General features: G+C 45.0%; 8 protein-coding genes (1 of these 8 cut by a window edge). 1 reads left to right on the top strand and 7 read right to left on the bottom strand.

The window, feature by feature from the left end:
• The 7 genes from FFM73_RS09095 to FFM73_RS09065 form a co-directional block, all read right to left on the bottom strand.
• Positions 1-4,409: the 5' portion of a KxYKxGKxW signal peptide domain-containing protein gene (locus FFM73_RS09095; RefSeq protein ID WP_268920520.1), read on the bottom strand. It extends 22 nt beyond the left edge of the window; only the first 4,409 of its 4,431 coding nucleotides appear in the window; its start codon is at positions 4,407-4,409; its stop codon lies off the left edge, out of view.
• A 525-nt stretch (positions 4,410-4,934) separates the two neighbouring features.
• Positions 4,935-5,645 (bottom strand): D/L-lactic acid transporter LarD, encoded by a 711-nt coding sequence (larD, locus tag FFM73_RS09090; RefSeq protein WP_137631441.1) that lies wholly within the window; start codon positions 5,643-5,645, stop codon positions 4,935-4,937.
• A 135-nt stretch (positions 5,646-5,780) separates the two neighbouring features.
• Positions 5,781-6,017 (bottom strand): hypothetical protein, encoded by a 237-nt coding sequence (locus tag FFM73_RS09085; protein WP_235874491.1) that lies wholly within the window; start codon positions 6,015-6,017, stop codon positions 5,781-5,783.
• 290 nt (positions 6,018-6,307) lie between these two features.
• Positions 6,308-6,997 carry a 2,3-diphosphoglycerate-dependent phosphoglycerate mutase gene (locus FFM73_RS09080; protein WP_054654921.1) on the bottom strand — a complete coding sequence of 230 codons (690 nt, stop codon included), beginning with the start codon at positions 6,995-6,997 and terminating at the stop codon, positions 6,308-6,310.
• Positions 6,998-7,137: 140 nt separating this feature from the next.
• Positions 7,138-7,749 (bottom strand): signal peptidase I, encoded by a 612-nt coding sequence (gene lepB / locus FFM73_RS09075; RefSeq protein ID WP_137631440.1) that lies wholly within the window; start codon positions 7,747-7,749, stop codon positions 7,138-7,140.
• 31 nt (positions 7,750-7,780) lie between these two features.
• On the bottom strand, positions 7,781-8,866 hold the full coding sequence (locus FFM73_RS09070; protein WP_137631439.1) for an AI-2E family transporter: 1,086 nt from the start codon (positions 8,864-8,866) through the stop codon (positions 7,781-7,783).
• Between the two features lie 77 nt (positions 8,867-8,943).
• The gene (locus FFM73_RS09065) at positions 8,944-9,891 is read right to left on the bottom strand and encodes a hypothetical protein (RefSeq protein ID WP_137631438.1); all 948 of its coding nucleotides are present in this window, start codon (positions 9,889-9,891) and stop codon (positions 8,944-8,946) included.
• 173 nt (positions 9,892-10,064) lie between these two features.
• Here FFM73_RS09065 and FFM73_RS09060 point away from each other — a divergent pair, with 173 nt between their 5' ends.
• Positions 10,065-11,237 carry a class I SAM-dependent methyltransferase gene (locus FFM73_RS09060; RefSeq protein WP_137631437.1) on the top strand — a complete coding sequence of 391 codons (1,173 nt, stop codon included), beginning with the start codon at positions 10,065-10,067 and terminating at the stop codon, positions 11,235-11,237.
• Positions 11,238-11,521: the final 284 nt, after the last annotated feature.

Genomic DNA, 11,521 nt, shown 5'->3' with positions numbered 1-11,521 from the left:
CCAGCTGCATAGCCCGCCTGATATCCGGCACTCTTATCTGTTACCGGCTTCGACGTGTTAGCCTTACCGTCTGTCTCACCAGCACTTTCACCAGTACCATAATCCGTTTGATAGCTCTGCTTACCAGTCTGATTCCCGGCTGCATAACCCGCTTGATAGCCGGCACTCTGATCAGTTACCGGCTTCGACGTGTTAGCTTTACCGTCTGTCTCACCGGCGCTTTCACCAGTGCCGTAATCCGTTTGATAGCTCTGCTTACCAGTCTGATTCCCGGCTGCATAGCCCGCCTGATATCCGGCACTCTTATCTGTTACCGGCTTCGACGTGTTAGCCTTACCGTCTGTCTCACCAGCACTTTCACCAGTACCATAATCCGTTTGATAGCTCTGCTTACCGGTCTGATTCCCAGCTGCATAGCCCGCCTGATATCCGGCACTCTTATCTGTTACCGGCTTCGACGTGTTAGCCTTACCGTCTGTCTCACCAGCACTTTCACCAGTACCATAATCCGTTTGATAGCTCTGCTTACCAGTCTGATTCCCGGCTGCATAGCCCGCCTGATATCCGGCACTCTTATCTGTTACCGGCTTCGACGTGTTAGCCTTACCGTCTGTCTCACCAGCACTTTCACCAGTACCATAATCCGTTTGATAGCTCTGCTTACCGGTCTGATTCCCAGCTGCATAGCCCGCCTGATATCCGGCACTCTTATCTGTTACCGGCTTCGACGTGTTAGCCTTACCGTCTGTCTCACCAGCACTTTCACCAGTGCCGTAATCCGTTTGATAGCTCTGCTTACCAGTCTGATTCCCGGCTGCATAGCCCGCCTGATATCCAGCACTTTGACCAGTTACCGTTTTCGTTGTGTTAGCTTTACCATCTGTCTCACCGGCACTTTCACCAGTGCCGTAATCCGTTTGATAGCTCTGCTTACCAGTCTGATTCCCGGCTGCATAACCCGCTTGATAGCCGGCACTCTGATCAGTTACCGGCTTCGTTGTATTAGCCTTACCATCTGTCTCACCGGCACTTTCACCAGTGCCGTAATCCGTTTGATAGCTCTGCTTACCAGTCTGATTCCCGGCTGCATAACCCGCTTGATAGCCGGCACTCTGATCAGTTACCGGCTTCGTTGTATTAGCCTTACCATCTGTCTCACCGGCACTTTCACCAGTGCCGTAATCCGTTTGATAGCTCTGCTTACCAGTCTGATTCCCGGCTGCATAACCGGCCTGATATCCAGCACTCTGATCAGTTACCGTTTTCGTCGTATTAGCTTTACCATCTGTCTCACCAGCGGTTTGACCAGTCTGATAATCAGTATCGTAGGTATAGCCAGCATTATAGCCATTCTTATAGGCAGTTGTTGGCGTTGTTCCTACATTGGATTGTTTTTGTGCTTTAGCATCGTCACTGCCGCTTGCGAAGCCTGACTTATAATCGTTACTTGCTGCAGTGAATGCCGTGTTATAGGCAGTTTGATATATCTGAGTTTGCTTTTGAACATTATCTGGTACCGTTGTTGCACCAGTTTCACCTAAGGCAGTCCCATCATGCGTACCGGCAGTACTTTCAAATCCTTGCTGATAACCTGAAATATAATCAGTTGAATTCTTAGCAGTTGTGAGTTGCGTACTCGTTTGTTCAGTCTTGCCGGCAGTGTAATCAGCTTTACCAGCAGCAGCACCCTCATCAAATGTTCCTTGATTAAGGTAAGTGATCTGGCCATCCGAACCAATGGTAACCTTCTGCTGATTATCGCTCGTGGTTGCTTTAGCGTTCGTATGAGTTAAATCAAAGCTTTTATCAGTTCCATGATAGGTCAGAGTTGTTGCACCAATTGTCACTGCTTTATTCATAGGCGCATCCGTTGGTCCAACCGGGCTGCCACCCTTTGTAGTTTCCGTTAGACTAGCTGTGTTATCAGTCGTATTGATTTCAACGTGGGAAGCATCACCGTCACTCCAGGTCTTATCAACCATGATGACATTCTTAGTCTTGGTGTTGATTGTCACCTGAGTTGTCCCGCCATCAGCATCTTTTTGAACCGGTAACGTGGTTGTGCCGACCATTAACCGCGCTGCTGAATTGTCAAAGTTAAGCTTGCTGGCATCAACGCCGTAAGCAGCAGCGACTTTAGCCTGTCCACTAGCCGTTAAATTAATGTCATATTTACCAGCAATCAAGTTGGCATAATTACCGGTAATCGTTTTACCATCTTGTGTAACTATCACATCGTCTTGGTCCAAAGTAACTGCTGGTGCAACCGTATTGCTGCTAGCAGCTAATCCAATTTGTGGCGTTGCGCCTGCTGGAATCGTTGAATCTGCTAACTTCGGTGATGTGGATTCATATTGAACGGTGTAGGTCGTTCCCGCATCACTGCCATCACTAGCTGGGATCGTAGTCGCTGCTTTCCAAGTACCACCGGTTGTTGTATAGCCAGAAATGTATCCGGTCAGCTGTTGAATTGGCACTGCCGATAAAGTTGCTGACAACTCAATCGGATTACCCTTAGCATCCGTAATCGCTGTCGTCGTCCCAACTTTGACAGCTGGAGCCGCTTGACCTACTGATGCTTGGCTAACAGCGGGTACCGATGTTCCATCAGGTAGTGTGTAGCCTGATACAGTCCGAGTAGCTGCTGAAGCATTCGTTTTTCTGTAATAAACGTTAATCGTGTTGTAAGTGCCCTGAGCATTATCGGGAAGCGTACTAGTATTAATAACGTCCATAATGTTCTTTTGATAATTACCGGTTGCATCGGTACCAACCGCGCCCATAAAGGTATAGCCGTCAATCACAGGAGCACCATAACTCGCGCTTGTCCCTGAAGTGGTTTCCTCAACGTCCAGCGTATTACCAACATTGGCATTAATTGACGTCTGTGACTTGACCGTCGCACCTGAATCAATATCCACGTAGTTAACGCCGACTTTTTGTGAAACTTGCTGCAGGTCGTACGATGTGATTCGCCCTTGAACCGTCACACCTTTACCACTGCCACCTAAAGCACCAAACAGTGCAATAGAAGTTGCACTTGGTAATTTAACATTATCAGTGACGATTTTTCCTAGTGGTGTTTTCATTGCCGAATCACTCGGATTATAAGTAGCTACCGCTAGGGTCCCAGTGACGTTACCATCTGCATCTATAGTATTGTCATTTGGCTTCCAATTAACGTCAAAGAGGGTGTCTAGCGCAGCGCCATTGTTTTCTCCAACCTTGGCAATAGGCGTATCTGGATACGTGCTTGACGCGTTGATACTATTTTTAGTATCCAACGTTAAATTATTAAAGCCACCGCCATTAGTATGATCATAAACACCAGTAGCGTCAGTTTGACGAATAGTTAATTGCCCAGGTTGGGAATCATGGTCATTACGGTGACCACTGGTATAACCATCGAAGCCTAAGAATGTGGTGGCCTTTTGCCCTTGAATCCCGATATCGTCCGCGGCATTACTGCTACTGCCGATACCTGCAAGTTGCGGGTTAACGGGTTGTAAAATAATGCCGACACCACCACCAGGGGCATTATTACTCATATCCCATTCACCCTGAATATCAAAGTCAGAGGTGGTATCAATTTGGTTCTTAAAGGAATATGACCCCGCAACAGCAGTATCGTTGGAAGCCAGCAATACCCATTGCTTTGTAACACCGTTGACGGTTTCGTAGTAAACCTTGCCGTAGTTATCATGGGTTTGGCCCTTTGTAGCAACAACAACATGATTGGAACTATTGTTTTTCCCACCTTGACCCGAGAAGTTACCATCAGCTGACGTGTAGTAAGTATTGCCATTGTCCGTAACCGGCACGAGATCACCAGTTACATCTTTAGACATATCGGCGGTACTTGCCGTCTGGCCGCCACCAGTAGCTGGTGCTGGTTTAGTCGAAGATACATTGCCCTTATCATCAATGTATTGATTATTTAATTGATCAATGGTTTTTAAACTGGTTGGTGCTGTTGCGGTAGTTGCACCTTTGGCACCGCTTACATTTCCCTGACCACCAGCTGCTTCTGCAGGGGTAACCGAGGTTGCATCCACTTTGTAAACAAATTGCGGCTGAACAGTGCTACCCGTTTTAGCAGTTGAAGTATCGGTTGCTGAACCATCACTACCCTTAATTGTTGGATCAGTGGTTTGAATTGGGGTATTGGTTTGAGTCGTGGTTCCCGTGTTGCCGCTAGAATTAGTGGCGTCTGTCCCCTTGGCGCCTGCTTGATTCGTACTTGTATTACCTTGCGCCTGTGCTGTTACTGAAGTTTCAGGCTTAACATCCGCATATGCGTTTTGATTCAAAAATAGCCAAGAGCCCATGGCCATCATCGAAATGCTGGCATAGAGAATCTGCTTCCCTGCTTTATACATCTTGTAATGTCTGGTCTCGTTACATTTCATAATCTTATTTCGATTTCTCAAAATTACACGTTCTTTCATTAAATTAAATTCAGTTCTAAGTCCTATTTAGGTACTAAGTCCTTTTAATGAACAGATCCTCGCTTAATGTCTTGAAAACCAGTTTAACCCAGTGTTGTATCCTACTTGTTTTACGACAAACATTATTCAAAATCCCCCATTCAAATATCGTCTTTATTCTCCCTATTTTGAGTTAATCGCCTAAGTATGATCCCATCAGCATCTTAAACACTGATATCTATAATACTTATATATTCAAGGCAATCATTAAAAATCTCATTACTTTTATCATAATCCTAAATTAGAACAATTTATAGACTTGTGTTTCGTTTTTTTAATAAGATTTTTTGGTGAAATTACTATGCTATTATAAGCGGGTCTTAACATTTCAAAGAACGTCTTCTTTCTGTAGGTAAGACAGACAACAAAAAAGCTAAGGCACACGATGAGTGTCCTTAGCTTTTGGAAAATAAGAAATTACTTATTTAAATTGATTAATATCCCTAATTATATTCCTAAATAAAGTCTGGCAAACAACGCTGCTGCCATTGCACCACCAAACGGCGCAATCCCCGGCACTAGTAATCCATATTGCCAGTCGCTGGCTGCTTTGTTCTTAATTGGTAGAATCGCGTGCGCAATCCGTGGTCCCAGATCCCGGGCTTGGTTCATCGCAAATCCAGTAGGACCGCCCAGTCCCATCCCAATTGCCCAGACCAGCAGACCAACGCCAATCGGTACTATCTCGGGCGTGTGTATCCGGGAAATAGCGAGAATCCCCGTTAGGAATAGGAAGGTATCAAAAAACTCGACGAAGAAATTCCGTGGCAGATTCCGAACTGCTGGTGCCGTTGAAAAGATATTCCGAATTACCTCTGGGTCAACTTTGTCATAGGAATGTTTGAACGAATCGGCGTACATCACGTACACGATCAATGCCCCCACAACCCCGCCGGCCATTTGAAAAATAGCTGTTTCAATAAATGTAATAAAGGTCATATTGCCTAATAAGAATTCACAGAAAGCCATTGCTGGGTTGATCGTGACGTTACCGAAAATAAATAGCGCGATGGTAATCCCAAACGCCCACGTTGTAATTGCGAATAAGTGACCGGAACCGTGGTACTTGGTATCATTTAACACTGTGTCAGCGTGGACACCCACCCCAAATAAAATCATCAGGGCTGTGCCCATAAACTCTGCCATTAGTTGATGCATCTCTTTTATGCCATCCCAATCTCTTAGTATTTAGTTTTAATTTTCTGGTTACTATACCGAATTTACCACAAAAAAATACCCCTGGATTCGTTGACTGGCGAACTTCAGAGGTATTGCTAACTCATCCGTTAATAACTACGCAACTGTATTGTGATCATTCAAAACGTGTTGGAACGAAACAACACCATCCGTCAGATTAGCTTTAAATAATCCTTTGATATGGGTGTTTTCATCCGTGACGACGACAAAGTACTCGCCCTCATTTTCCTCTGAACGTTCAAAGGTCTCGTATTCACCCTTAAAACCGTTCTTTCTAAAGATCCCGATGATTTTTAACATTTCTCGTTGACTAACTTCTGTTCCGTTGTTCAAAATTTAATACTCCCGTTCAATTAAAGTTTATTTATCGCATCATCAGCGCAATTTAGCGCAGAAAAATGACCACCCACGAGCCAGACTTGATAGCCCGTTAGTGATCATCTTTTTTGTTTTTAGTTACGTGGTTGAAACTGGTTGTGCAAATTTCTGTTATATAGCCGAAACGTGTTCCAGCAGACAAGGAGCTATGTGTAAGTCAACTTTGCCATAAATCCAAACCCGGGATTTCTGCCAAAGTCGCCTTACACGCCGCTCCTTAACCGCCTGCTTCCACACTCTGTTCTTTAGCCTAACTTACTCTTCTTCAACACATTCAACTTTTCATCAAAGTCATAAATAACTGGTTGGCCAGTCTTCATTTCTAGATTGATAATATCTTCATCAGAGATACCTTCGATGTACTTGCTCAAGGCACGTAATGAGTTACCATGGGCTGCAATGATGATGTTCTTGCCATCAAGCAACTTAGGTGCAACTTCATCTTCCCAGAATGGCATAACCCGTTCCAAGGTAACCTTTAAGTTTTCGCCACCAGGCACGATGTTAGGATCCAAGTTAGCATAACGACGATCCTTCGATGCTGAACCTTCATCGTCAGCCTTCAGAAGTGGAGGCAAAACGTCGTATGAACGACGCCAGATGTGGACTTGTTCGTCACCGAACTTCTTGGCTGCTTCAGCCTTGTTTTGACCTTGTAAAGCACCGTAGTGACGTTCGTTCAAACGCCAAGTCTTCTTTTCTGGAATCCAGAGCTGGTCTGAGTATTCCAAAGCATAATGCAACGTCTTAATGGCACGAGTTAAGACAGAAGTGTAAGCATAGTCAAACTGGATGCCTGCTTCCTTGAGTAACTTACCAGCGTTGATAGCTTGCTTAACACCTTCATCGCTAAGGTCAACGTCAACCCAACCAGTAAACTGGTTAGATAAGTTCCATTCACTTTGACCGTGACGGATCAATACTAATTTAGCCATTAGTTAAATACCTCTTTCTTCTTTTAATTACCAAACCATTTTACACCAAATCAACCGGAATTTCAGTACCAATTCGCGCTTCACATGAAGAAAGCGGGTTCAATCCTTAACTAGATTGACCCCGCCTTTAATTTGTGAAATTAATTTTGATAATCGTTAATGATCTTGTGGTTGCCTTTCCAGAAACCAACCTTCACAACCCCGACCATCTTGCTCTTCGGAACGAAGCCATACATCCGGCCGTCTTCAGAAACACTGCGGTGATCACCCATCACGAAGTAGCAGTTCTTCGGCACTTTATTGACCCGGTTATTACCGATTGCCAGGCTCCACTTGTTGCTCCAGTCGTTTTGACGAGCAGCGGAAACCAAGTTAAACCCGTTATTATAGCCAGCAACGGTTCCGGCTTGCTGCTGATACTTAGAAATAAAGTTCTGCGCTTGATACTTGCCGTTCACGTAAAGCTTCCCGGTCTTCGAATAACGAATTGAATCGCCTGGTAAACCAATCACCCGCTTGACGTAATTTTCCTTTGGTGCAGCGTTAGGATCCACGCCCGAAGCATCGAAAACAATCACGGAATAACGCTTGACGGACGCCGTCTTAACTGCGACAACCCGTTGACCGTTCTTTAAATTAGGCTCCATTGATGCACCATCAACGTTGACTGGTACCAGCCAGAAGAACCGAATACCAAGTGCCAGCAACAAACCGATTGCTATGGGTATCAGCCATGAAAGTGTCTTTTTCAAACTAAAACCTCCAATTTATTAGACAACGTCATCACTTTTTGTCTTCAGACTTCCAGCGTTCACGTTGTGCTTTAATTTTTTCTTTTAATTCTGTGGGTGCCACGTATAACCCGTGGGCTTTCTTCACGCCTAGAATATCCAGGAAGAAGGTGAAGATCGGCACGCTGACGATCAACCCCCAGATGCCCCACATCGCTTCACCTGCCAATAATACCACGAAAGTGTAGAAAATCGGCAACTCAGTTTTACTGGACATCAACTTCGGATTGAGCACGTATGCTTCAATCGCGTGAACCACCAGCAACAAAGCCAAAATCGTGACAACATCTTTGACCCCACCAACCACGTAACCGAGAATACTTAATGGGACAGCCGAAATGATGACCCCCGCCACGGGAATCAGGCTAAGGATAAAAATCATGATGGCCACAGCTAATAACTGCGGCATATGCAGAAACGCTAAGCCAACCGTTGTGACCACCGTGTTAAAGATGGCGATTAAAAACTGGGCTTCAAGAACGACCCCAAAGGTATCCGCAAATTTGTGACCAAAATAGGAAATGTCTTGGAAAAACCAGCCGTAATCGCTGCTTAAAAAGAGCTTTGAAAAGGCGTTCATCGGTTTCAGTTCGATCGTATAGAAGAAACTCAGGATAATCGACAAAACAAACGTCACCCCAAATGACCCCACACTAGTGATGTAGTCAACAATGACTTTTAAGCCACCCTTAACTTGCGGTAAGAGATTGGACTTGGTCATCCAGTCTGAAATCAACCTGACCGTTTTATTGGTATCATTAGCCGAATTTTGATAGAAACCATAAATCGACTGAACGGAAGAAACCACCTGTACGGTAATCTTGGGAATATAGATCGTAATAGCAAAGTACAAACCGATGATCAGCAAGGCGTAGACCACGACTACAATCAACTGATACGGTATTCGGACGTGTTTTTGAATGGTTCTGATCAGACGAATGATCAAGAACGTAAAGATAAAGGTCAGTAGAATCTGACTCATTTCAGATCTGACCAGCCAAAGAATACTGATCAAAATGCCTAAAACGACCCAGCGTCGTAAGACCACGTTGTTAACAAATCGCTGATATAAGCTCATAGCGTTCCTTCCTTCTTGAGGTTAATGAAAAATGCCCTTGTCACCACTCGGATCATGGTCAAGCAAGAACCATTGAGTTACTTATAAGTCTTTTGTGCGTATGCTTTGAATGAAATACCAGCCTTATTAGCAGCGATCAAACCCGTTCTGATATCTTGATCGGAGAAACTGCCACCAGAAACCCCCATTGATGATAAAGTCTTCCGGGCACTGGCAATTTGACTTGCCGTAATAGTCTTGCCGTTAATTTCAGTTTGCGATTTTTTAACTGTAAATTCATTGGAACCCTTATAGTTCTTAGCAGCCTGCTTTTCAGCACCTGTCAGTCCCTTTGTGCGGCTACTGCTGTTATCGTTGGCGTTAGCAATGCTGCCGCTATTAGTATTAGCTGAATTGGAACTGGCCGAACTTGATGAACTATTAGGCGTCGTTATACTGGCAGCAGCAGTCCCATCACCACCGTGTTTGATGGCCTGATTATTAGCGCTGCGCAGATCGACCGCTTGGTTATAGATGTCGGTATAGTAACTTTGCTTAGCATCGGCGTCTTTGAAAATCCGGTCTAAGGTTGCGTTTGAAGCCTCGTATGATTGGCCCTGGTTTTGAGTCAATGCCTGCTCGTAAACGCCTTGGAAGGTTTCTACCTTAAGTTGAATCGTCTTCAGCAGTTTCAGCGCTGTTTTAGCACGGTTACTCAACGTAGATGTTCCCGTTTTGGCGTTCTTGACCTTCGTATAATCTGACTTGGCGGTATTAAATTCGTGGTCAGACATTGCTGATTGTGCTGACACAAAGTTCTGAGTCTGAGTCAAATGCCCCTGTGCCTGCTGATCATTGGTGCGATGGCGTAAGGCCTCTTGGAAAGCCGATTCGGCAATCGAATAGTTCTCCTTGCTGACGGCTTGTCTACCAGTCGTCATCGCTGCCGTATAGGCCTTCTGCGTCATGTGATGACTCGTAAAGGTCACCCCGCCAACAACGGCGATAATGACGACGGCCATAATGGTCCAAATCCACTTTTTCAATGTAATTCCTCCTACTTTTAATTATATTACTGATTATTATACCATGTTGCCAATTCCTACGGCAGTAGCGATTCTTAAGATTGCCTAAATCCCCTCAAAACACAAAGTTGACGTTAAAGCGTATAATTAATGAATGTAACTATACGTATTTTGAAAGAGAGGATTGAAAGTTCATGCTTGAAAAGACGTTTTATAAAACCTTTCTGAGTCGCTCATTTAATATCCCAGTTAAGGTCACCTACTGGGATGGCAAAACAGAAACCTATGGGGATGGCGACCCTGAAGTTCATATTACGCTTAACGAACCGATTCCAATCGGCGATATTCGTAAAAATGCTTCGATTGCCCTTGGCGAAGGCTACATGGATAAAAAGATCGAAATTGATGGCAGTATCGAAAAACTGATCACTTCAGCTTACACGACTGCGGACAGTTTCTTCCATAACAGTAAATTCATCCACTTCTTACCCAAACAAAAACACGGTGAAGCGGAAAGTAAGCAGGATGTCCAAAGCCATTATGACTTGGGCAATAATTTCTACAAGTTATGGCTGGATAAAACCATGACCTATTCCTGCGCCTACTTTGAACACCCCGATGATGATCTGACCACGGCTCAGGTCAACAAAGTACACCACATCATCAACAAGCTCAATCCGCAACCAGGCCGAACCTTACTGGATATCGGCTGTGGCTGGGGGACTTTGATGCTGACGGCTGCTAAGGAATACCATTTAAAAGTCACTGGTGTCACGTTGAGTCAGGAACAGTATGATCTGGTTCAAAAACGGATCACCGAAGACCATCTCGAAGACGTGGCCGAAGTCCTGTTAGTTGACTATCGTGAGCTAGGCGACCGCCAGTGGGATTACGTCACCTCCGTGGGAATGTTCGAACACGTTGGTGAAGAAAACCTTGGTGAATACTTCAAGGACGTTGCCAAGTACCTGAGACCAGATGGTGTAGCCTTGATTCACGGTATCACCCGTCAAGGCAAGGGTGCTAACAACGGCTGGCTCAATAAGTGGATCTTCCCGGGTGGCTACGTACCGGGATTGACTGAAAACATTCAGCATATGTTGGATGCTGGCTTACAGATCGATGACCTGGAAGCCCTGCGTCGGCACTACCAAAAGACCACTGAGATCTGGGATAAGAACTTCAAGAAACATATCCCAGAGATCACGGATATGATGGACGAACGCTTCGTTAGAATGTGGGATCTCTATTTGCAGGCCTGCAGCGCATCGTTTGCGTCAGGCAACATTGATGTCATGCAGTTCTTATTGTCAAAGGGCGCGTCTGGTAAGGATCTGCCGATGACGAGGGATTATATGATGAAGTAGTAGGTGCGAAAGTGGGCGCTTAGAGAGCGTAGTGTAAGTCACTTTTGGTAGAAATCCCCGATTTTGGGATTTGTACCAAAAGTGACTTACATGCAGCTCTCTGCCCACTTGAGCCAGTTTCGGCTATGTAAAATCATAGGTGCGAAAGCAGGCGCTTAGAGACTGGAGCCTAAATCTCTGCCCACGTAAGCACACTATAACCGAACGTCTATGAATGCGTCTAACGGCGCAGTATGATCACCTTATCAATTATGATGAGGTGATTTTTTATGACTAAGCTTCAA

It is taken from the genome of Secundilactobacillus hailunensis, assembly GCF_005405185.1.
Taxonomy (GTDB): Bacteria; Bacillota; Bacilli; order Lactobacillales; family Lactobacillaceae; genus Secundilactobacillus; species Secundilactobacillus hailunensis.
This window is presented reverse-complemented; position numbering and strand designations above follow the sequence as displayed.